This window comes from Clostridium thermopalmarium DSM 5974, assembly GCF_002995795.1.
Lineage (GTDB): Bacteria > Bacillota > Clostridia > Clostridiales > Clostridiaceae > Clostridium_H > Clostridium_H thermopalmarium.
In genome coordinates this window covers 271,909-296,136 of sequence record NZ_PVXN01000053.1, presented here as the reverse complement: position 1 = coordinate 296,136, position 24,228 = coordinate 271,909, and the positions used below count along the sequence as shown (strand labels likewise).

Annotated in this window: 21 protein-coding genes, 1 pseudogene and 1 riboswitch; of the genes and pseudogenes, 1 reads left to right on the top strand and 21 read right to left on the bottom strand. The window is 31.6% G+C overall.

The annotated features are described in order from the left end of the window. Positions 1–49: 49 nt before the first annotated feature. The 11 genes and pseudogenes from CPAL_RS10615 to CPAL_RS10565 form a co-directional block, all read right to left on the bottom strand. A complete protein-coding gene (locus CPAL_RS10615; RefSeq protein WP_061857887.1) occupies positions 50–991 on the bottom strand; it encodes an ABC transporter permease in 942 nt (313 codons plus the stop codon). After that, entirely contained in the window at positions 979–2,082 is a 1,104-nt protein-coding gene (locus CPAL_RS10610) for an ABC transporter permease (RefSeq protein ID WP_061857888.1), read from the bottom strand. The genes CPAL_RS10615 and CPAL_RS10610 overlap by 13 nt, the downstream gene beginning before the upstream one ends. Continuing rightward, positions 2,082–3,608 carry an ABC transporter ATP-binding protein gene (locus CPAL_RS10605; RefSeq protein WP_207654931.1) on the bottom strand — a complete coding sequence of 509 codons (1,527 nt, stop codon included), beginning with the start codon at positions 3,606–3,608 and terminating at the stop codon, positions 2,082–2,084. Before CPAL_RS10605 ends, CPAL_RS10610 begins: the two co-directional genes overlap by 1 nt. Further along, the gene (locus CPAL_RS10600) at positions 3,595–4,737 is read right to left on the bottom strand and encodes a BMP family ABC transporter substrate-binding protein (RefSeq protein WP_061857889.1); all 1,143 of its coding nucleotides are present in this window, start codon (positions 4,735–4,737) and stop codon (positions 3,595–3,597) included. Before CPAL_RS10600 ends, CPAL_RS10605 begins: the two co-directional genes overlap by 14 nt. 20 nt (positions 4,738–4,757) lie before the next feature. Then, a complete protein-coding gene (locus CPAL_RS10595; RefSeq protein WP_061857890.1) occupies positions 4,758–5,330 on the bottom strand; it encodes a xanthine phosphoribosyltransferase in 573 nt (190 codons plus the stop codon). A 190-nt stretch (positions 5,331–5,520) separates the two neighbouring features. After that, a riboswitch (purine riboswitch) is annotated at positions 5,521–5,622 on the bottom strand. A gap of 141 nt (positions 5,623–5,763) precedes the next feature. Beyond that, on the bottom strand, positions 5,764–7,053 hold the full coding sequence (locus CPAL_RS10590) for a dicarboxylate/amino acid:cation symporter (RefSeq protein WP_106024586.1): 1,290 nt from the start codon (positions 7,051–7,053) through the stop codon (positions 5,764–5,766). 252 nt (positions 7,054–7,305) lie between these two features. Further along, the gene (locus CPAL_RS10585) at positions 7,306–8,505 is read right to left on the bottom strand and encodes an MFS transporter (RefSeq protein WP_106024585.1); all 1,200 of its coding nucleotides are present in this window, start codon (positions 8,503–8,505) and stop codon (positions 7,306–7,308) included. A gap of 291 nt (positions 8,506–8,796) precedes the next feature. After that, positions 8,797–9,492, bottom strand: a complete 696-nt coding sequence (locus tag CPAL_RS10580; protein ID WP_106024584.1) for an N-acetylmuramoyl-L-alanine amidase — start codon at positions 9,490–9,492, stop codon at positions 8,797–8,799. A gap of 251 nt (positions 9,493–9,743) precedes the next feature. Then, positions 9,744–11,510, bottom strand: a complete 1,767-nt coding sequence (locus tag CPAL_RS10575; protein WP_106024583.1) for a methyl-accepting chemotaxis protein — start codon at positions 11,508–11,510, stop codon at positions 9,744–9,746. A 674-nt stretch (positions 11,511–12,184) separates the two neighbouring features. After that, positions 12,185–12,919 (bottom strand): DUF169 domain-containing protein, encoded by a 735-nt coding sequence (locus CPAL_RS10570; RefSeq protein WP_106024582.1) that lies wholly within the window; start codon positions 12,917–12,919, stop codon positions 12,185–12,187. Between the two features lie 76 nt (positions 12,920–12,995). Continuing rightward, a pseudogene (locus tag CPAL_RS10565) lies at positions 12,996–13,430 on the bottom strand (GNAT family N-acetyltransferase); the annotation flags it as partial. Positions 13,431–13,681: 251 nt separating this feature from the next. Between CPAL_RS10565 and CPAL_RS10560 the strand changes: the two are divergent. After that, entirely contained in the window at positions 13,682–14,281 is a 600-nt protein-coding gene (locus CPAL_RS10560; RefSeq protein ID WP_106024580.1) for an ECF transporter S component, read from the top strand. 422 nt (positions 14,282–14,703) lie between these two features. Here the strand turns inward: CPAL_RS10560 and CPAL_RS10555 are convergent, their stop codons facing one another. The 10 genes from CPAL_RS10555 to CPAL_RS10515 form a co-directional block, all read right to left on the bottom strand. Beyond that, on the bottom strand, positions 14,704–15,570 hold the full coding sequence (locus tag CPAL_RS10555) for a putative RNA methyltransferase (protein WP_106024579.1): 867 nt from the start codon (positions 15,568–15,570) through the stop codon (positions 14,704–14,706). Positions 15,571–15,856: 286 nt separating this feature from the next. Then, entirely contained in the window at positions 15,857–15,985 is a 129-nt protein-coding gene (locus CPAL_RS14200) for a hypothetical protein (protein WP_273091983.1), read from the bottom strand. A 3-nt stretch (positions 15,986–15,988) separates the two neighbouring features. After that, complete coding sequence (locus CPAL_RS10550; protein ID WP_106024578.1) at positions 15,989–16,255, bottom strand: HPr family phosphocarrier protein; 267 nt, start codon at positions 16,253–16,255, stop codon at positions 15,989–15,991. A gap of 384 nt (positions 16,256–16,639) precedes the next feature. Continuing rightward, on the bottom strand, positions 16,640–17,494 hold the full coding sequence (fba, locus tag CPAL_RS10545; protein WP_106024577.1) for a class II fructose-1,6-bisphosphate aldolase: 855 nt from the start codon (positions 17,492–17,494) through the stop codon (positions 16,640–16,642). Positions 17,495–17,511: 17 nt separating this feature from the next. After that, the gene (gene pfkB / locus CPAL_RS10540) at positions 17,512–18,441 is read right to left on the bottom strand and encodes a 1-phosphofructokinase (RefSeq protein ID WP_061857900.1); all 930 of its coding nucleotides are present in this window, start codon (positions 18,439–18,441) and stop codon (positions 17,512–17,514) included. 9 nt (positions 18,442–18,450) lie between these two features. Further along, positions 18,451–19,500, bottom strand: coding sequence for a galactitol-1-phosphate 5-dehydrogenase (locus tag CPAL_RS10535; protein WP_106024576.1), 1,050 nt, complete (start codon positions 19,498–19,500; stop codon positions 18,451–18,453). Positions 19,501–19,519: 19 nt separating this feature from the next. After that, the gene (locus tag CPAL_RS10530) at positions 19,520–20,869 is read right to left on the bottom strand and encodes a PTS galactitol transporter subunit IIC (RefSeq protein WP_106024575.1); all 1,350 of its coding nucleotides are present in this window, start codon (positions 20,867–20,869) and stop codon (positions 19,520–19,522) included. A gap of 34 nt (positions 20,870–20,903) precedes the next feature. Further along, positions 20,904–21,185, bottom strand: a complete 282-nt coding sequence (gatB, locus tag CPAL_RS10525; protein ID WP_061857903.1) for a PTS galactitol transporter subunit IIB — start codon at positions 21,183–21,185, stop codon at positions 20,904–20,906. Further along, the gene (locus CPAL_RS10520) at positions 21,182–21,649 is read right to left on the bottom strand and encodes a PTS sugar transporter subunit IIA (RefSeq protein ID WP_061857904.1); all 468 of its coding nucleotides are present in this window, start codon (positions 21,647–21,649) and stop codon (positions 21,182–21,184) included. Before CPAL_RS10520 ends, gatB begins: the two co-directional genes overlap by 4 nt. Before the next feature lie 173 nt (positions 21,650–21,822). Further along, positions 21,823–23,907 (bottom strand): BglG family transcription antiterminator, encoded by a 2,085-nt coding sequence (locus CPAL_RS10515; RefSeq protein WP_106024574.1) that lies wholly within the window; start codon positions 23,905–23,907, stop codon positions 21,823–21,825. Between the last annotated feature and the right edge of the window lie 321 nt (positions 23,908–24,228).

The following is a 24,228-nucleotide window of genomic DNA, read 5'->3' as shown; positions in this document are numbered from 1 at the left end:
TATATGCAAAATAATTAATGTGAGAAAATTACAACGCAATTTTCTCACATTATCTTTCTTCTCTGAAGTAAGCATTTCCCAATGCCATAGGTGCTAAATTTTTCTTATTTTTTCTCATAGATACCACAACTAATACAATTATAGTAACTAAATACGGAAGCATATCTATAAAATATTGAGGTATATATCTTGTTAATATTTCAAATCTAAAAGCAACTATACTCAATCCACCAAAGAGATAAGCCCCAAATATAGCTTTATATGGATTCCAAGCCGCAAAGATTACAAGCGCAACTGCAATCCAGCCCCTTCCTGCAGTTACGTTTTCTTGCCATGTAGGAATATATACTAAAGATAGATAAGCCCCCCCAAGTCCGCATAGTGCTCCACCAATAAGCACATTTATATACTTATATAAATTTACATTAATACTAGCAACATCTGCACAGGCAGGATTTTCTCCAACAGCCCTTAAATTTAATCCTTTATTTGTATTATACAAATATATTCCTAATATTATAGATAATATATAACCTAAATAAACAAATGGATCATGATTAAAAAATATAGGTCCTATAAAAGGTATATTGTTTAATCCAGGAACAGGAAGAACATCAAAAAATCTATCTATAGTATTAGGTACCTTCTCCCCTATTAACTGTGCAGACTGACCTATTACACTTGAAAAGCCTGTACCAAATATAGTTAATGCAAGTCCAGATACAACTTGATTAGCCCTTAATCCTATAGTTAAAAAAGCGTATATTAAAGCCCCAAATGCTCCTGCTGCAGCTGCTCCGATTACCGCAAACATCAGATTGCCTGTCTTAAATGCAAGTAAAAATCCCATGACAGCTCCCATAAGCATCATCCCTTCAACACCTAGGTTCAAATTACCTACTTTTTCTGTAAGTATTTCACCTAAGGTGGCAAAAAGAAGAGGAGTTCCTGCGACAACAGCAGCACTTAGAAATATGACTATTGAATCCATTCTCCTGCCTCCTTCAAAACCTTACTACGACTTCTTATCTTATTATGCTTATGAAAAATTACACTGTATTTTATAAAAAACTCACTGCCTAATACAAAGAACAATATAGTTCCTTGAAGTACTGATGCTGCAGCTGAAGGTATTCCAAAAGCTACTTGAATATATGTTCCTCCTTGAACTAAAGCTGCAAAGAGTATGGATGTTATAAATATTATAGGAGCACTTAATGATGCAAGCCAGCTTATTATTATTGCAGTAAATCCAACTCCGCCTGTAACCTCAACTGATAGAGTATTACTTACGGCTGAAGCTTGAATCATACCTACAAGTCCGCATAACCCTCCACTTATAAATACCGCAGTGATTATGGTCTCTTTAATATTTATTCCTGCATATTTAGCAGTACTTTCGCTTTCTCCAAGAACGCTTATTTCATAACCTTTTTTAGAATATTTCATAAATATATATGTGACTATTGTGAGAACTATAGCAATTATCCATCCAATGTGAACTCCAAATACCTTTGGAAGTATAGCATTATCATTAAAGGACGCAATTCTTGGGAATCCTCCTGCATTTGGATCCTTCCATAAATCAAATTGTAGAAATGTAATCCAATTTAGAGCTATATAGTTCATCATTAAAGTAACTATAGTTTCGTTAGTTCCCCACTTAATTTTCAAAAAAGCTGGAATTATAGCCCAAAGTCCGCCGGCAATCATCGCAGATACTGCCATAATAATCAATAAGACAGGTTTAGGGAGATTATGAAAATTTAAAGCAAAGCAGGATGCAGCAAAAGCTCCCATTATTATCTGTCCTTCTCCTCCTATATTTTGAAACTGCATTTTAAAAGCTATAGATATTCCTAATGCAGTTATCAAAAGAGGAATTGCTTTTATAATAGTTTGTTTAATTTTATATTCAGAGCCAAAAGCCCCTTCTATCATAGAAGTATATACTTTGAGAGGATTTAGTCCTAAGCTGAATATAAAAATTCCTACTACTATAAGCGAAAGAACTATAGCTATAGCTTTTATTTTTATGCTATCTTTCTTATATATCTCACCTTTTTTTACAATTCTAAGCATTAAGAAGCCTCCTCATCTAACTTATTTCCTACCATAAGCATTCCTAGTTCTTCCCTTGAAGTATTCTTAGCATCTACTACTCCAGTTATATTTCCATTGTACATAACCATAATTCTGTCACACAATTCCATTAAAACATCTAAATCTTCTCCTACAAAAATTACAGAGCAACCTTTTTTCTTTTCTTCATTGATTAAATCGTATATGGTATAACATGTATTTATATCCAACCCTCTAACTGGATATGCCATTATAAGCAGCTTAGGAGATAAACTTAACTCCCTTCCAAGCAATATTTTCTGAATATTTCCTCCCGATAGATATTTTATAGGATAATGGATATTAGGAGTTTTTATTTCAAGGGTTTTTACTATCTCTTCAGCTTTCTTCTCAACAGGTTTTCTATTGATAAAAAACCCCTTTTCTTTCTGATAACTCTTTAATAAAAGGTTATCTACCATATCCATGGAACCAACAAGTCCCATTCCAAGCCTATCTTCCGGAATAAAACTCATACTTATGCCTTTTAGTATGATCTCTCTTGCACTTTTGTTGACTATATTTTCTCCTTGAAAAATAATTTCTCCACTCTCACTCTTTTGAATTCCCGCTATAGCTTCACAAAGTTCCTTTTGTCCACTTCCTGCTATTCCTGCTATTCCTAAAATTTCACCTTCGTAAACCTGAAAACTTATATTTTTAATCACTTCTATTTTTTCTTCATTTAAAACTTTTAAATCTTTTACCTCTAAAACTTTACCTTCTTTTTTAAATGGAATATTTTTTATTGATAAATCTATAGAACGGCCTACCATAAGATTAGTAAGTTCCTTAGGATTGGTCTCTATTTTATTTAATGTTGCTACTGTTTCACCTTTTCTTAAAACAGTTATTCTATCTGCCATAGCCATAACTTCATCCATCTTATGAGTAATAAATATTACAGCACAACCTTCATATTTCATCTTTTTTACTATTTTAAACAACTTTTCAGTTTCTTGAGGGGTAAAAACAGCTGTAGGTTCATCAAGAATGAGTATATCCGCTCCTCTGTATAATACCTTTAATATTTCAAGGTTCTGTTTTTCGCCAACAGACATCTCGTAAACATTCTTGTTTAAATTTATTTCAAGCCCAAACCTCTCTATAATATCTTTAACTTTTCTTATATTTTTCTTTTTGTCTATAAATATTCCACTCTTTTGCCCAATCATCACATTTTCTATAGCAGTCATATTCTCTACTAATTTAAAATGTTGATATATCATTCCTATACCAGCTTTTATTGCATCCTTTGGTGACGTAAAATTTTCTTCTTTTCCATGTATAAAGATAGAACCGCTATCAGGAGTGTACACCCCTGATAGCATATTCATAAGTGTGCTTTTCCCAGCTCCATTCTCTCCCAAAAGTGCATGAACTTCTCCTCCATACACTTCAAAGTTTATATTATTATTAGCTATTACCTTTCCAAATCTTTTAGTAATATTCTTCATTTGTATATATGGAACTTTATTTTCCACCATTTCCAACACCTTCTACATACCAATCAAAGTTTAATAATTCTTCATCGGTCATAACTTTACCTTCAGCTACTCTTTCTTTTCCTTTATTATCTTTTATAGGTCCAACAAATATTTTATTCTTACCAGATATTATATCTTCTTTAGCCTTCTTTACTTTTTCTTCTGCCCCTTCAGGTGCATTTTTAGTAAGTGGTGCTAAATCAACTATACCTGTCTCCATACCATCCCAATAACTTCCACTCTTCCAAGTTCCATCTATTATAGCTTTCACTTGTTCTACATAAAATTTTCCCCAGTTCCAAACAGCTGATGTCATATTAGCATTTGGTGCTGAATTTTGCATATCAGTATTATATCCTATTGAAAATGCCCCTCTTTCCTCTGCTGCTTGTTGTGGTCCTGCTGTATCTTGATGTTGAGCAATTACATCTGCGCCTTCATCTAAAAGAGCCTTTGCTGCTTCTTTTTCTTTAGCTGGATCATACCAAGTATTAGTATATTTTATTTTAACTACAGCCTTAGGATTAACTGAACGAACTCCTAAAGTAAATGCATTTAATCCTCTTACAACCTCTGGCATTTCAAAGGCACCAACATATCCAATTATATTTGACTTTGTTTTCATTCCAGCAACTATACCTGATAAATATCTAGCTTGATACATTCTTCCAAAATAATTTGACATGTTTTCAGCAGTTTGATTTCCTGAACAGTGCAAGAACTTAACATCTGGATATTCTTGTGCTGCTTTTTTCATACCATTCATAAATCCAAAGCTTGTACCAATAATAACATTTGCGCCTTCATCAATCATACTTGCAATAACATTTTGAACTTCAGCATCATCTTCTGGTACAGACTCCTTAACTATTGATGGTTGAAGCCCTAGCTCTTTTTCCATATATATTCTTCCTTGATCATGTGCATAGCTGTATCCGCCATCCCCAACTGGTCCAACATATAGAAATCCTACTTTTATATCTTTAGCTTCTAACTTTTCTCCTGATCCACTTTCCTTTGATTGACTGCTGTTAGACTGTGCAGCTTTTTCTCCACTTGAACTACACCCTGTTAATAACATTCCTAATGTTAAGATAAAAATTAATAATATTCCTGTTAGTTTTTTCATAATTATCCCCCTCATTTATTTTAATTTTCAAAAATAATTTTACCTTCTTCCATAGACTTTATAATAGCCAATGACTCTAGCTGGATATTTTTCTCTTCAATAATCTTTCTTCCTTCTTGAAAGCCTTTTTCAATTACAATCCCTACGCCAACAACCTCTGCATTGGCTTGAGTAACTATATCTATGAGTCCAGATGCCGCACTTCCTTTTGCTAGAAAATCATCTATTATAAGAACCTTATCTTCTGATGTTATGTAATTTTTGGAGACCCTTATTTTATACGATTTATTTTTTGTATATGAAAATACATCAGCTTCATAGGTTTCTTTATCCATATTGCTTCCTTCATGTTTTTTAGCAAAGACCACAGGAACATCAAAGTATTGAGCTGTTATACAAGCTATTCCTATACCTGAAGCTTCTATGGTAAGAATTTTTGTTACCCTCTTTTTATCAAATCTTCTTCTAAATTCTTTTCCTATTTCATTAAAAAGTTTTACATCTATTTGATGATTTAAAAAGCTGTCTACCTTTAATATCCTTTCTTCTAAAACTCTTCCACTAGATAAAATTCTGCTTTTTAGCGCTTCCATACTATCCCCCCATATCATTAATTGCATCAAAAAACTCCCTAGAAGACTAGGGAGTTTATATTTACAAAATTCTAAATTAACTTATATAAATTTAAAACCACCAATTCGTATTAACGTATAAATTGAACAGAACTATTTGTCCATACGTTAATACGAACATAAATGATTATCAAATTTATTAAAGTTAATAAATTATCATATAAACACCCGTAGTCAAACAGTTTGCGGCTGTCTGGTAGAAACACTGGAACCATATTTTCCAGCATATACGAGTATGCGAATATTATTTATTTTTTTACATATATAATTCGTAACGTTTCTTTATATTAAATATAATAAATTATATTTAATCAAAAAGCAATACATATTTTTAAGCCGCAGCTAGAAAAATTCTAACTGCGGCTTTAATAACTTTGAGTATCCTATAAAAACTTTATATTACAACTCCATTATTAACTTCTTTGCTCTCACTATTATATAGAGATAGATCAAGTTCTTTCTCCATGTTAGACATAATTATAGTAGCTGCAGCATCTCCAGTTATATTCACAGTAGTTCTCAACATATCTACTATTCTGTCCACACTTAACACCAATGCAACTCCTTCAAGAGGAAGTCCTATCTGCTGAAGTACCATGGAAAGCATTACAGCTCCTGCTCCTGGAACTCCTGCTGTTCCTATAGAAGCTAATGTAGCAGTTAATACTACCATAAGCATTTGATTCATAGTAAGATCGGCTCCTACTAGTTGAGCAATAAATATAGCTGCCACTCCCTGCATTACAGCTGTTCCATCCATATTTATCGTAGCTCCAAGAGGTATGGTAAAACTAGCAATTGATTTTGAAGCTCCTAACTTTTCTTCACAAGTTTCAAGGTTTATTGGAATTGTTGCATTACTGCTAGAAGTACTACAAGCTACTAACATAACTGGCCAAAACTTTTTATAAAATTTGATAGGATTTACTTTTCCCAAAACTTTTAAAGCTAATCCATATACAAGTATGCATTGAATTGCTAACCCTAATGCAACCGTTAATATATATTTTAAAAGTGGGATTAGTACTGATGCTCCCTGGAGCATTATGACTTTAGAAATTAAAGCAAAAACTCCTATTGGTGCTGCAAGCATTATAATTCCTATCATTTTCAAAAGTACTTCATTTATTTCAGTTATTATATCTAAAAGCGGTTTTACTTTTTCTCCTATTAGAGTTATACAAATTCCAAATATAATAGCAAAAACTATTATTTGAAGCATATCTCCATTTACCATAGCTTCAATAGGATTTGTAGGAATCATATTAACAAAAACATCCATAATAAAAGGTGCTTCTGCAGTTTCTACACTTTCTTTAACTTGAGATAGAGCAACTCCTGTACCAATCCCTGGCTTTATTATAGAAGCTACTCCTAATGCTAAAGTAATGGCTAAAGCTGTTGTCAAAGTATAATATATAATTGTTCTAACTCCAACTCTCCCAAGTTTTTTTACATCTCCTATACTAGCAACTCCAGTTATCAAAGAACAAAGTACAAGAGGAACTACCAACATTTTTATAGCTCTTAAAAAAATATCTCCTAAAGGTGATAAAACCCATTTGCTTAGTCCGCTATTTACTGTTGTAGGGAAGAATACATTAGCTATTAATCCAAAGAGTATACCCAAAGCTAGTGATAAAAATATTTTAGTGGCTAATGACATTTTCTTATGCTGTTTCATTCACATACCTCCGAAGAAAGATTTTCATTTATATAATAATATTCATTTTTATGATAATTATATCAAAGTTTTATGTATTCTTCAATATAATATGAATTTCTAAAATCATACTTCCTTCATAGTTGCATAACTTATGAATAATTATTTAATTTATTATTTCATAATTTATTTTAATCAAATATATTATTTTATGTGAATAATATTTATTTTTTATAAAACGAAACTTATATATTTTTTATATTCAAGAATCTACTAGGATGTTCTTTTATGTCCATTAATACATGGCTTAAAATCTAAATTTTTATTAAAAAAAATCATTATAGCATTAGCTAAAAGCACTATCATAGTAATGTAAAATACATCTCTAATTCCATAAGCTGCAGCTACACTACTTCCAATAAGAGGTCCTATTAAATTTCCCAAAAATGTAGAAGATGAATTAAATCCAAATGCTGTAGCCTGTAATTCTTCAGGAGCTTTAAGTTTTACTAATACATTTAATGATGGTATCATGCCGCCAATAAAAAGCCCTAAAAGAAATCGTCCAACAAGCAAAACAGTAATATTTTTTGCCAAAGCTTGAGGAATATACATGCATACTGCTGCGCAAAAAGATAATATTAAAACCTTACGCTGACCAATACGATCACCTAATCTTCCCAAAGTTGGCGCGCCAATAAGATTAGCAACACCGCTTATTGCAACAACAAGGCCAGCAATCGTAGCTAGATGTGCACCTGTATATAAGGTTTTAGCATAAATTGAAACTATAGGCTCAATACTCATCATACCAATTTGAGTAACCGTAGAAGCTAAAAATACTGGAAACAAGGGTTTTAATTTTATAAGATTATCTCTTATATTACTTTCAACAATCTCTTTAGGTTCATGCTGTTCTTGCACAAATATCATAACAATAACACTAGCAAGTATAAGCAAACTGCCTGTTAAGAAGAATACAGTACGAAATCCAAAAACTTCAGCAAGTACACCTCCAATTAGTGGGCCAATTAGATTTCCAGCAACAGCCCCCGTTTGAAGCATACCAAGAGCTCGTCCTGCATCTTCATTAGGCGTTATAGAAGCTTGTAATGAAACAGACATAGATATAAATCCAGAAAAAACTCCATTAAGCAAGCGAAGCAAAAACAATTGTTTTACCGAGCTAACAGCACCCATCAATGCAGTCACTATACCCATACCCATTCCAGCACGTAAAAGGTTTATTTTACGACCATGCTTATCTGCAACTCTTCCCCAAATTGGTTGGAAAATAACGGATGTTACATATTGTGCAGAGAATACCCATCCTGCCCATCGCTCAATACTCTGCAGTTGGTGTACTCCAAGTTTGTCAATGTATAAGGGAAGAAACGGAATTACTAAACTCATGCCAGCGGTAACAAAAAAATTTGACACCCATAGTATTCCAAGCGTACGTTTCCAATTCAATTTTAGTACATCTCCTTTTTAAAGCTACTAATCATACTCCAATAAGATAATAGAGAAGTATAACTTTTATAAATTTTATAACAAAGAACCTTTTTATAAAATAATATAGATACAAACATAGACCGCAATTGCGGTCTTGATTGATTAAAGGACTGTTATATTTAGTGATAATCACCATAAAACAGTATACCACTTTATTTATTTTAACGTCAATTTTAACTTAATTTCCTATAAATCTCAAAATCCCATTATTTACTAAATGGAATTTTCTTCAGATTTAACTAGAAAAATCTAAAATTCTCTTATGATATTTATAATTTTCTGTAACGCTTTCTCTGTTGCTGGTCCGTATACTCCATCTTCAGTAAGCGGTGCTCTTGTTTGAGTAATCTTGTTATACCACTTCTGAAATTCTAGGCAATAATTAACAGTGTATTTATTACCTTTAACTTCACTTTCTACTTTAATGGTTTGTCCAGTTATTCCCTCTGCTATTGCTCTGGCAATATTGCTAACTCCAACTTTTCTATATAACTCTGCATCCACATTGCTGTCCACGAAACATACTTCTATTATATTTGCTGGCATTTTAGTATTTCTTAGTTCATAAAGCCCTCTAGTATCCACCTTGGCTCCACGGTTAATAAAACCTAACTCAGCTATTTTTCTTACTATTTTTTCAGCTATACTTTTTCCCTTAGTACTTCCATTATAATATAAAACTTCTGTACCTCTACCGCCTCCAGCATTAAAATGAATAGAGCAAAAATAGTCTGCTCCCCAGCTGTTAGCTTTAGATACTCCAAAAGATAAATCTTCCGCACTCGTAGATGTTTTATTAGGTGTTACATCCAATACCTCATGTCCAAGCTTTTTAAGATATTCTATAACCTTAGCATAAACCTTTCTATCTTCTGCGACTTCATCTAATATTCCTGAAGCCCCTGGAACTCCATAATTATGACCTCCACGAATTGCTATTTTCATACATTACTCCTCCTTTTTCAGAAGCTTGTCTTAGCAAATGATTAACATAATCAGTTACAAAACTCGCACATAATATAATATGCATTAAAATTCATCATTGATATATCTTCTAACATTAATAATATATGCGCATATATATTATTAAAATATACATATATTAATAAGATATACACAAATATATGCACATATAATTTGCACACAAAAAGCCTTTCACAACATTAGAAAGGCTTTTTTACATTAACTATTTTTACCTATATCTTAAATTTCAACACCATTTCATTAAGTTTTTGTGCAAGTTTCGCCTGATCTTCTGCAGCTAAAACCATTTGTTCTACTGCTTTTGATGTTTCCCCAATCCTTTCCGATATTATTTCTGCATGTTCTGAAGACTTCTGCGAAACTTGTGCCATGTTTTGTGTCGAATCACTTACTTGTCCAATTGTTGCAGTAATTTCTTCAGACATAGATGCTATCTCTTCTGACATCTTGCTTACAAATTCCGCATCACTATAATATTGATTTCCTAAGTTTCCAAACTCCTCAAATCGTAAGTCCACATTTTCATTTATAAACTTTAATATATCATTACTATTTTGAGATATATTTTTAAATGCATTTTGGACCTTTACGATAGTATCCTGAATACCTGCTACCGCCTCAGAAGATTGCTCTGCAAGTTTCCTAACTTCTTCTGCCACCACCGAAAAGCCTCTGCCTTCTTCTCCCGCTCTAGCTGCCTCAATAGCTGCATTTAATGCAAGCAAATTAGTCTGTTCTGCTATACTTGCAATTGTATCTGCCATAACCTTTATATTATCTACAACCTTCCCCTCTTCAATTGCCTTTAACATATTTTCTTTCTTTTCTGCATATAAATTTCTAACTTCTTTTGTAGCTTCTTTTCCTTTGTTAACAACTTCAATAGCTCTTTCTTTAGATTCAATTGCATTATTGCTTCCTTCCATAGCTTTGCCAGACAATTCATTAATACTTGAATCTACTTCTTGTACAGAAGCAGCTATTTCTTCTGAAGCTGCACTATTTTCTTGAATTCCAGCTACTATGTTTCGAAGGGCAACATCTATTTCTTGAGTTTTTGATGATATTTCTTGTACTATAGCAGAAAATTCTTCACTTGATGCACTCATATTCTGTGAATTATTCATTATGACCTTTACTAAGTCTCTTATATTATTTTGAGCAATGTTTAAAGCTTCTCCTATTTGTCCAATTTCATCTTTGCTTGTATTAATAATCGGAGTTGAGAAATCATAATTAGATAATCTTTGAGCAAAATCTTTAACCGTTATTAATGAGTTTGTTATTTTTTTACTTAAAATAATCGATAAAACAGCACCTAGAATTAATGCCCCTATAAATAAGAATACATTAATTACTATGCTTCTTATCATTTCTGCTTTTATAATAGCTTGCTTATCAGTTACTATTTTATCGATATCATCTATATAATTACCTGTACCTATTACCCAATTAAAAGGAGCATATAATTTACTATATCCTCTTTTAGGTAATGGCGTTGTTTCTCCTTCTCTTGGATACCAAAAATCTGTATAACCACCATCTTCTTTTTTGCCATTTTCAATTATTTCCTTTATAAGATATTTACCTTTAGCATCTTTTAAATTTAACCTGTTAGTTCCCTCAGACTCAGAACCATAGAGTACAACATTTACACCATCAGTAGTATCCGCCCAAAAATAGCCGCCTTGTCCAAATTTTAAACTTCTTAATAAATCTGCACTTAGCTTTTTAGCTTCTTCAACAGTAAGTTCTCCTGTTTTAGTCTTTTTATTTATTGCATCTATCATAGAAATTGCAATTTCTACTTCTTCCTTTATCTTTGCATCGTAGTCATCATTTAAAGCTTCCCTTTCAAAAGATAATAATTTATTAGTGATTTTAATGTTTTTATAAGTTATAGTACCACTTATAATTATTCCTGTAACAAAAACTATAAATAATGTTACTAAGGTTATCTTATAACTTATCTTTTTCATATTTCTATCCCCTCTAATCTAAATTTACTACAACACCAAAAATCATCAGCGTAAACGATTGCACTTCATCATTATAACAAAAATAAAGAAAAAATTTATTAAACCTTTAAATATGCCATGTAATTCTATTTATCACATATTATATCATATTATTTATTAAGATTGTAAAATTTTTAAACATTTTTTGAGAATGATTACAATAATCAGAATAATAGGAATAAATATATATTAATTGTTGGATAAGTATGAATATCTCCATCTTAAAGTAAAAATTATCACTTTAATTGCCTATATAATGCCATAAGCCCCTTCTAAAATTTCATTTAAATATATTACTAAATAGAAATTCTAAAAAAATAAATGTGTATTTATAGACAAACATGTAAAAAATTAGAGAAACTGCATTGTTACAAGTCCTCCAACTTTATAATTAACCACCTTTCTAGTAAAAAAATTATAATTATGAAATACTCTTCTTTTTTACAATTCTTGATTTAACCCATTATATATTTAGTACAATAACAATTGTTATTTAATAAGTACTATACCATGATTTTATATTTATATGAATATTTGTTAAAAGATGAATATTATATAATAGCTTTGTATTATCGTATAATTTTTTGTCACATTTTGACTATTTAGTCAACCCAATTAATGTTCATATATAAGTTTTATTTTTCTGCCTTTCCTATTACTCTGTGCCATAAATCTTTCTCCAAAAAACTTCCTTCTACACTTTCCTCCATATCCATAAACATCTTATAAGGAACAGAAAATGAAAGCATATCGGCTTCAACCATAGGACGTACTGTAATATCAATTAATCCCACTACTGCTCTTGGATTTTCCTTCTTAGATTCAGCATAGGGAATAAGGAAAATAGACTGGCATCCTGAGGAAAATGGTATCATAACATTTTCATACCCTGGTCTATAGTAATTTGCAAGTACCGTAAGGGCTGATAACTGATTAGGATTAACATAGAATATAATTAATTCAGGTTTTTCTTTAGCAGCATCAACTTGTGACAAAGGTTTAAAGATAACATACTGGTATGGAATATCAGTTATTGCTAAACACTTAACAAAGTCATCTCCTAATTCTGGATTTTTCATATATCCTTCTCCTTCAAATTTACCTTCCTTACCAACTGTTAAAAAATACTCGATTCCATTTGGATAATTAGGAAATTGCCCAAACCCAAATCCTACTTTACCACCATTACATGTTACAGTTTTACGTTCAAAAACTGAAGTTTTTCCCTTTGCTGCAGCAATAAATAATGGAATTGTGCAGCTTCTATGCCCTTCTTTCCCTTGAAGTGCTCCTTCAGGCTTTTCATTGCTAAGTAAGACTGCTACTGGTTCATAACTCAAGCTTAAACTTTTAACTAAAGAACTATCCATATCATTCTCACCACTTTCTTTTAAATACAATGCTATACATAAAACTTAGCTGCCATCACAACTAATATTATCTTTACTAAACCTTATGGTTTAATAAAACCATATGTATATGATCTTCCCATCTCCCATTTATTTTTAAATATTTGTATGCCAATCCCTCGTTATAAAATCCTAACTTTTCAACCACCCTTAAAGAACGCTTATTCTTAGGCATTATATTTGCTTCAATTCTATGCAATCCAAATTCATTAAACATAATTTCAATACCCTTTCGAATTGCCTCAGTTATATAACCTTTATTTACTTCTTCCTTGTCTAACTTGTAACCAAGATGGCAGGATAGAAAGGCCCCCATCACAATATTATTAAAACCAACAGAGCCTATTATTCTATCCTCATCATCTTTTTTGAAAATCCACAGTCTAAAAGATCTTTTATTTTCAATATCACATAACTCTTTATCTAATTGTTTCTCTTGATATTTATTCGTATAAAATTCTTCATTCTTAACTGTATCTAACTTTCTTATAAAAATACTGGGATTAAAAGATGTTTTTTTATAGCCTTAGAACTTCTCACATCTGAAGCTATGCCACCTATTGAGGTTTTCTTGTAACCATTGACAGCAAAGGATTTAAGTGCGTCATCTATAGTACTCCGAGAAAATATTTTTAGTAATGTATGGGTACACTTGGTATAACTATCCTTCATGTTATATAATTTTTGTAACTTAATATAAATATTAACTATAGGGGGATTTACATGAAAAATAAAAATTTAAGATTACTAAAATTAACTGAAACTGCATTATTTGCAGCCTTATGTTTTATATCTTTCACATTTATTCAAATTAAAATTCCAGTACCAGGAGCTGGTGCAACCTCCTTCCACGTAGGAAATGCTTTCTGTGTATTAGCTGCCTTAATTCTTGGAGGATGGTATGGAGGTTTAGCTGGAGCTATAGGAATGACCATAGCAGATATATTGGATCCTATATATATTTTATCAGCACCTAAAACCTTCCTATTAAAGCTATGTATTGGTTTAATAACAGGCTTAGTTGCTCATAATTACGCTAAGATAAATAATAGCAATGATAAAAGATATGTGTTTAAATGGGTACTTATTGCTTCAACTTGTGGATTAACCTTTAATGTTGTTTTTGATCCTATTATAGGGTACTTTTACAAACAATACATTTTAGGGCAGCCTCAGAAAGCAGCATCAATTCTAGCAAAGCTAAGTGCAGTGACTACCTTTGTTAATGCAATAGTATCTATAATATTAGTAACTCTGATTTATAATGCTTTAATGCCAGCTCTAAAAAAATCAGGGCTTTTAATATCAGAAGAAAAAAAGTAAATTTCTCCCTAATAAACTAGATTTATTTTGTAAATATTACGATTGTTGCAAACATAAATATTATACTATATAAATAATATTTACTTTCTACTAGTCTCTGTATATTATTATTTATAACACCATGTTTAAAATTGGTACAGATATAATTTAATTACCTTTTCAGTGCACATTGCTGATAACGGAATGTTAATAAAAATAAGAATAAAAAGCGAAATCTTATTCATTAGTTTAGTAAAGGTATATTTTTTGCGCATTAAAATTTTCTATTTTGAAGTTTATGCCAATTTCCCAACATCTTTAAATTGTTATGCTAATAATATTATATACCTATAAGAAATAAATACGAAACAATAATATATAAAAAATAAGAGAACTATACTAAATCTAAGTTTAGTTTAGTTCTCTCTTATTACTTTTTATCTTTAATTCTTTTTACCACATATTATGGTAAAATCTACTGTTATATTCTCTAAGCCAATATTAAAAGCTCTTTGAATTTTATCCTTTGAGGCATTCCATGACAATGGCGTCATTTTTATTAGTTGTTCAAGATATTCTTTGTCTAATTCTACAGTATATAGAATCTGCTGCTCATGTATCATATGGAAGTTATTATTAAAATGCCTCAAGACTTTCTCATTTGAATATTCTTGTTTATCCGTTTTACCATAGAATAATCCTCTTAATTCTTTAAGGTAACTGCTTCCTGGAACGACTTTAATAAGTATTCCTCTATCTGATATAATCCTGTTAAATTCAGAATAATTTGAAGGGGATAGAATGTTAAGTATCACATCAAATTTCTTATTCATAAATGGAGTTTTGGCTAAATCCCCAACACACCATATGTTATCTGGATATTCTTTTGAAGCAATTTTTATTCCTTCTTTGGAAATATCAATTCCTATACCATCAAATTTAATCCTACTCTTATCATTCAATTTATTAATAACTTGATTAAGGTGAGAGCCCTCACCACAACCAGCATCTAATATCATGCTTTTTTTACAGGATACATTACTTATATACCTTAATATTATTTCACTTACTTGCTCCACCATTGGCTCAAAAAAACTGTTTTTGCATACGATATTTCTTGATTTTAACATTTCTTTATCATACTGCGTTTTTACAGAATTCAGTAAAAAGTTCACATATCCAGTTTTAGATAAATCAAAACAATGATTCTTAGGACAAATTAAACTTTTCAAATTATAAAGATCCATTTTGTTGCCACATATAGGACATTTAAATAATCCAATATTTTCCTGGATTTTATTTTTACACATAAAAAATACACCTCATTCATTCGTAGTTTATAGGAAATGAAAAATGTACAGCGCAAATAAACTCAGCCAAAATGCCTTGGTTGAGGTTAGTTTTTGTTCCGTACTTCATTACCTTAAACGTCTGAATGAGATGCCCATATATATCCTCCGTAAAACATATTTTATTTATGACCATATTAAACTAATATAATCCATAATTATGATAGCATGTAACAAAATTTCTGTCAAAAATGTGAGTAATACAAGAGCATTACATATTAATTTAAATTGTCCAAGCCTTATTATACTATATAATGCTATTTTTCATTTCTATTATCATCTTTATAAGTCTTAATACGGCTGAATTGATTAGATTATGCATCTCTTTTAAATGCAAGAATACATTTTTATATTCTTCCGGCACCTTTCTGATCAATTTTTACTCTTCACCAAATTTAGATTCTATTAATTTAACTAAAGCATCTATAGCTTCATTTTCATCTGGTCCATCTGCAGTAATTGTAACTTCACTCCCACAAGCTATAGCTAAACTAAGTACACTTATTAAAGACTTTGCATTACCTTTGTTATTACCATTTTCTATGGTAATATTTGATTTAAAATTTGTTGCAATTTTAATAAATAAAGAAGCTGGTCTTGCATGTATGCCTGATTTATTAGTTATTGTTACACTTTTAGTTACCATATTAAATCCTCCTAAAATTTATATTAGTTAAAATTTTTGTACCATTTTTCTTTTATTATCAATGGTTAAACTTTCGTAGATAAAAACAATTCAATTTTTCTATTTTTAAACATATATATGTAAAAATTCTTTTTTCCTATAATTCTATGTCTTAGCATTTCAGTTACTTTATTGTCACAGATTTTTTCTATATCATTTCATAAACATCCTCATATTTAAAAAAAGCACTGGGGCCTGATCACCCCAGCAGGTTTTATCAACTTACTACAATTAATATATTCCATCTTTAATCTTGATAGAGCTGAGAACCTCTTAAAAAGATTTAAATGAAACTGTTAAACATTAATTTTTTTTAAAATATAGTTTACATGTTATATACTATTCTTATTTTGCTTTTCCTACACTTCCACAAACCTTAATTTTACTCATTACATATTGTTTTACTTTTTCTCTACCTTGAGCATTATACTTCTTCGGATCAATAGTTTCCGGATGTTCCTTCAGCACTGACTTTACACCATTTGAAAAGGAAATTCGTAAATCTGTTGCATAATTAACTTTGCAAATTCCTCTTTGAATACATTCCATAACGACATCATCCGGAACACCAGAAGTCCCATGAAGCACCAATGGAATGGAAACAACCTCTCTAATTTCGCTTAAACGCTCCATATCTAATTTAGGTATGCCTTTATATACACCATGAGCTGTACCTATTGCAACAGCCAAAGAATCTACACTGGTTTTCTCTACAAATATTTTTGCTTCCTTTGGATCTGTGTATGGATTCTCATATCCACCTTCTAAATCATCCTCTTTTCCTCCAACCTTTCCAAGCTCTGCTTCTACTGGTATCCCAGATGGATGACAAGCTTTTACAACCGATTTAGTTAACGCTATATTTTCTTCAAATGTTCTATGTGATCCGTCAATCATAATTGACGTATATCCAACCCTCAAAGCCTGCATAGCAAGTTCAAAACTGTTTCCGTGATCCAAGTGTATAACAACAGGAACACTGGCCTTTTCAGCTGCATTCTTTACAGTTGCATAAAAATATGACATATCAGCATACTTTACTGTAGACGGAGTTGTCTGCATAATGACTGGTGACTTTAATTCCTCAGCAGCTGCTACTACAGCCTGAACCATTTCCATATTTTCAACATTAAATGCTCCGATTGCATAACCACCTTTTTGTGCATCCAACAATAATTGTTTTGTTGTAACTAATGGCATAAGCCCACCTCTCTTTTCTACAATCTTCTGATATTTACATCATTAATAATTTTTCTACATATATCTGGATCAAAATCTCCAGTATTAGTTGACATTGCATTAGCTGTTGCAACAGCGATAGCATATCTCAAAATCTCATTTGATGGAATATTTCTTTCTAAGGCAACAGCAAAAGCACCTACCATAGAATCACCACACCCAACAGTATTCACGACCTCTACGACTGGAGGACTTCCAAGAAATACACCTTCTTTACAGACCATTAAAGCTCCGTCACTACCTAATGAAATAATTACATAAGGAATTCCAAAATCAAATATCTTTTTTGCATATCTAATTACATCTTCTATTCCTTTGATTTTTATATGAAATAACTGCTCTAGTTCATCCTTATTGGGTTTTACCATTGTTGGACAGGATTTAATTCCTCTCTTTAAAAGCTCACCGCTAGTATCTAAGAGTACATGTTTTCCCATTTTTTTTGCTATAAGAACCATCTGTGCATAAATATCTTTACTGACACCTTTAGGTATACTTCCCGAAATAGTAATAATACTGCTGTTTTTTATGATATTAGGAAATAACTCTATAAACTGACTTTCTTCTTCTGATGTTATTTCACAACCAGGTTCCAAATATTCTGTAGAACCATATTTCTTATCCAGAATATTAATACAGCTTCTAGTCTCTCCTTTTACATGCTTAAAATTATGTGGGATTCCATCAATGTCCAGCAATGCCTCCAAATACTTTCCATTAAATCCTCCAACAAAGCCAGTAGCTTGAACTTCTGAGCCACACAACTTCACAATCCTAGCAACATTTAAACCTTTACCTCCTGCAGAATTTCTGCAGGAAGCAACGCGCATAACCTTTCCATTTTCAATTATTCCATCCATGTAATATGCTTTATCAATAGATGCATTTAGAGTTACTGTCGTTATCATATCAATCACCTAGCCTTCGCTGTCAATTAATATCTTTCCCCTTGCAGCACCTGGTACCTTATACATTTGAAAAGCATCTGCAATACGACTTAAAGGAATTTTAGTAAAAATAAAGGATTCGTCAAACTTTAAATCACCTGTCTTGAAATAATGAGATACAAGCTTCCACTCAATGCCTGGAAAAGGAGCACTATAGGACATCCAAGAACCTGTTAATGTAAACTCTTTTCGATTCATATTCTCCCATTCTTTCACAGAAAAGCTTAGTTCTTTTGTTGGTGTTCCAATGAAGCATAAGTGTGCTTTATTAGCAGCCAGTTCAAATGCCATTTTCATAGTAATTGTATTTCCTGCAGTTTCAAAAACATAATCAAATCCTCTTCCACCAGTCAATTCCATTGCTCTTTCCATAAATCCTTCATCCAATGTATTTATTCCAGCAGTTGCTCCAAGGCGTTTTCCCAGCTCCAATCTCTCACTGGCAATATCAAATATTACAGTTTCCCTGGCTCCAAAAATTCTAGCCCATTGCATCACAAACATTCCTATTGTTCCACCACCTAGGATAGCAACAGTTTTCCCACCCTCGTAAGGGACACGCATAATTCCATGAAGTGCTACAGTAGCTGGTTCAAAGAATGCTCCCTGTTCAAAAGAAACATCATTATCAAATGGTATAGCATTTTTCTCAGGAACCACCACATATTCTGCAAAGCTACCAAATTGTCTAGATCCTATGAAGCTATATTGTTTGCACAGGGAATAATCTCCTTTCTGGCAATTTTCACACTTCATACATGGAACCAATGGTACACCAGCCACTCTATCCCCTACTTTCACAGAAGTAACTCCCTCTCCAATTTGTGCAACCGTACCAGAAAACTCATGACCTAATACATTTGGAAAGAAGTGACAAGCATCCCCATTAACTCTTGGTACGTCAGACCCACAAATTCCAGTATATTTTACTTTAATCAATACCTGACCTTTTCTAGGAATTGGCTTTTCTATCTCCTCATATCGGATATCATCTCTAGCATGTACTACTCCTGCCTTCATATCAACTCCCCCATTCAAATTATTCTTCTGCTGCTTTCAATACTTCTGCTCTCTTTTTAGAATGGTTAATTGTAAACAATAAACATATTACATATATAACAGCAATAACTACAGCTCCGATAACGTTTTCTTTAGTAAATATCTCCGTGTATATATAAGTAATCGGTGATCCACCTTGATCTAGCGCTGCCACTAAGTTTTTTCCATCTGTTGTACCAGTCGTTTTAGCCAATGCTGTCATCCATGGAATGGTCTGATTCGCAATCCAAATAGTCATGTACATAATAGCACTTCCGGATAACAGTGTTCTAAAGATATTACCTTTATGCACAGCAACTGCAATTGCAATAAAGAAGCTAATAGTAGCTAAATCTCCAAAAGGCAAAACTCTATTTCCAGGAACAATAATCGCAATTAATAAAGTCAGTGGGATAAATATTAATCCAGTTGTCACAACCTGAGCATCTCCTAAAAGAATTGCAGGATCCAATCCTATATAAAATTCTGAACTTCCAAACTTCTTAGTTAGAATTTCCTTTGCGCGTTCTGATAATGGCATTAAACCTTCCATAATGCATTTTACAGCTTTTGGCATCAAAACCATTACAGCTGACATATTTACCCCTAGAGGTAACGCTTCCTTAGGCGAATATCCAGCAAGAAACCCTATTACAGCTCCTAAAATTCCACCAATTACAATAGGCTCTCCTAGCACACCAACTTTTTCTTGTAAAGAATCTGCTGTTATATCAACATTTTTAACTCCAGGAATCTTATCTATAACTACATCTACCAAACAAGCAATGGGAGCCATATAAGCAGAAGTACCATGAGGCACTGTCAATCCATCTAGTTCAAAATAATCAGTCATCAAAGGTGCCCATAAATCTCCAAGCTTATATGCGATTGCTGCATGAAACACTACGCCTAGAATTCCAATCCAGTAACTTCCTGTAACAGCATAAGCAATAGCACCAGTAAAAGTCATATGCCATATGTTCCAGATATCAATATTTACAGTCTTAGTCATTTTTGCTAAAAGCATAAACAAATTTACCAAAATAGCAATAGGAATTGCTACAATAGCAATGTTAGACGCCCATGTCATAGGAGACGCTCCTGGCCATCCAATATCTACAACACTTAAAGATAGACCAAACTTCTCAGACATTGCTTGTGCTGCTGGTCCAAGTTGTGCATTCATCATATCAACAATTAAACCCATTCCTACAAATCCAACACCAATCATCAATCCTGAACGAATAGCTTTTCCTACTTTCACGCCAATGCAAATACTTATTATTGCAATTACTATTGGCAACATAACCGAAGCACCCATATCAACTATATACTGAATTACCTTTAACATATACCATACCCCCTATTACATTATTCTTGCTATATCAACCTTTAAGTACTTTTAAAATAGATGCCTCTGTTTTTTCTACACCTACACCTGATATAAATGGCATACCAGTAATAAGAGGCACTCCATAGTCTCTTTTTACCTTAGATGTGGTTACAATCAAATCAGCTCCTTCAAGGTTTGAATCGATTTCAGAAATTCTTATTTGACAGATTTCCACGTCAATACCATTCTTTTTGCACAATTCTACTATCTTATTAGCAGCAATTGTTGATGTTGCTACTGCTCCCCCACATGCTACAATTACTTTTTTTCTCATATCTCATTCTCCTTTTCTCTAATAATTTTTATAATTTCATTTTTATCTCTTACTTTTATAAGTTGATTAAGTACATCCTTATCCTGAATAATGGTGACAATTCTCTGTAATTGTTCAATATGATTATTAGGATTCGCAACAGCAATCATGAACACTAGTTGCACCTCAACCGTTTCATCATCTGTTCCCATTTGAAAAAATGTAACAGGTTCATTTAGAACTCCTATAGCAATGCCAGTTTTATTTACATGACTGACATCTGTATGAGGTATTGCTATTCCAACACCATTTACATCAATTCCTGTAGGAAAATTCTTTTCCCTAGAAATTAATGCATCTATATAGGATTCCTTTGCATAACCTTCTTTAACTAAAGCCCAACCTAACTTATGCATTACATCTTCATAAGATTTTGCACTCAGTTCGGTGAGAATAAGTGATTCTTTTAATTCTTCCCAAATCATTTTAATTTCCTCCAGTGTATTAGATCGATTATAAGCCGGCTTTATCTTTCTATATATATGGTAGCATGCCATTCTTACTAAAAACAGTCAAAAGTTCTACCAACGTTTTTACAAAGAAATAGAATGGTTAAAAATTTTTCTATATATTTTGAAAAAATTTTAACCATTCTTTTTTATTTTTCAATAGCATATTCATATCTTCTAATAATTTCAGCCGCTTCTTTTGGTGTTTTACATATGTGCAATTCTTTCTTAAACTGTTTATTTTTAAAAATATTAACTAAATTTAGAAATGCTTTCAAATGTGTTTTATGATCAACTGCACTGAGACAACAAACAAATTCCACTGGATCCATTTCTTCAATTCCAAAAGATACTGGATTTTTTAATCGAATTAGATTCATTCCTACTTTAATGCTCCCATATTCTGGTCCAGCATGAGGAACAGCAAAACCGCTTGAAAGCACAATATATGGACCATTCTCCTCAATATTCTTAATCATTGAATCAATATATCTTTCCTCGATATATCCAAGACGCAATATATTCTCTGCTGACTTATATACAGCTTCACGCCAATTCTTACATTCTACATCTAATTCTATATGATTATAAGGAAGTAGATGGTGCAGATAAGGTGAAAAAATTTCCGCATCTTTCTCTACAGACTTTTTAAAATAATCTCTCACTATCTTTTTTAACTCTTTTATTAAAATAGGTGCTTTCTCTGGAGCTTTATCATATATAACAGGTATAATTTCATCCATCAATCCTTTTGGTGTTATCTTATTTTCTTTCATACGTGAAGGTAAATGCCTTATCCTACGTAATTCATCAATTTTATTTCCAATTCTAATATAATCTTCATCTCTCAACATAGGTGAAACTACTACATGATCAAGTTTACAAGCTTTTAATGGAACTGTAGAAATAATAAAGTCTGCTTTTTCAGTTTCTAAGTTTTTTGCTTCATGAGAAGATATGATATCGACTATATGAAAATTAAAATGCCTTTTTAGTTTTTCTAAAAGTAGTTGAGATGTTCCAATTCCTGAATTGCAAGCAACAATAACATGAAATGCAATCTCTTTATTCTTTTTTCGTTCTATTGCAGCACATACATGAACCGCAATATATCCTATCTCAGCTTCAGTAATTTTCCTTCCTATATATTGTGTAAGTAAAGGCAGCTCTTTTCTTACAGCTTTTACTATTTCATAATTTTCCTTCATAATTTCGTCAACTATTGAATTTTCTAGATTTACAATAGGTACTGAAGCAAATACTGATTCCAAATGGTTTGACAAATTTTCAAAAAAATCATAATCTCCATTTAGGTTAATTCCAATCTCTTCTGAAACGTTTTCAATAAATTGCCTTGTAATAAACTGAATTTTTATAGCATTTTTATCTGAGGTACTTTGTTTCATATATCTAACCTTAGTTAATATTTCGCTTAAAAACCGTACTTCATCTTCTGTAGTATTAATATGACAATATTGAGAAATATATTTAAGAATGTCCTGTGCCATAAGATGCTTACTATTATTTTTTTCTCTTCTAACTTCAACATATTCTCCTTGCATATTGCGATTTATCATAATGCCCAAATAAAGCAGTACCTTCTGAAAAGAATCATCTGTAAGAAAACTCTTATGCACATGTTCCTGTTCATATATAATTTTTTGAATTATCATCTTACTTTCTGCCTGCACACTAATATATTTTTCTATCATTTCTCGTTCTACAATATCATTATTGGAATCAAATAGCCTCATTAAGAACAATCTTTTATCACTTTCTCTTCCCTCTACACGAAGTCCTTTATTCGGATGCGATAATACTTTTAAATTTCCTTTTTTTATAAATGCTTTAATCTCATCAAGATCACTAATAATAGTAGCGCGGCTAACAAACAAATTATCAGCAATCATAGAGAGTGTTATGTATCCCGTGGAATTAACAAGTAACGCAGATGCAACTCTCTTTCGTTCTTCTTTAGAAAGTTTATACTCATAAAAACTTTTTTCAGAAACAAACGATAAAATATCAACAAATTTATTATTCCTAGAAATACTTCCGCCTTTTTCTAATTTCAATTCAGCAAGTCCATGTTCTTTTAGAATTTCATTGATTGCATTCAAATCATTTCTAATAGTTCTCTGTGAAACCTGAAATTGTTTTGCTAAATCAGAAATATTTATGTTTTTTTCTAATTTACACAATTCTTGAATAATTGATATAATTCGCTTGTTCATTGACTCACCTCACACTTTCATATCAATTGCTTAACTGCATTAAATATTACATACCTTTTCATAGCATCCTCCACCCTATTCATGATATTCACGTTTTATATTCTATTCTAAATATACTATCACCAATATTTAGATAAAAGTATAATCTTTTTCATTAATTCTAGTAAAATTTTATACTATCGAAATAAGCATCTAAGAAAATTTTTAATAATTTCCTTTGCTTATTATCTAAAATAATATCAATACTTAGTGAGTAATTATTTATTTAATATTATAATGTCTTATTAATTCACTGAAATTTTAGTGAGCTAAATAGAAGTA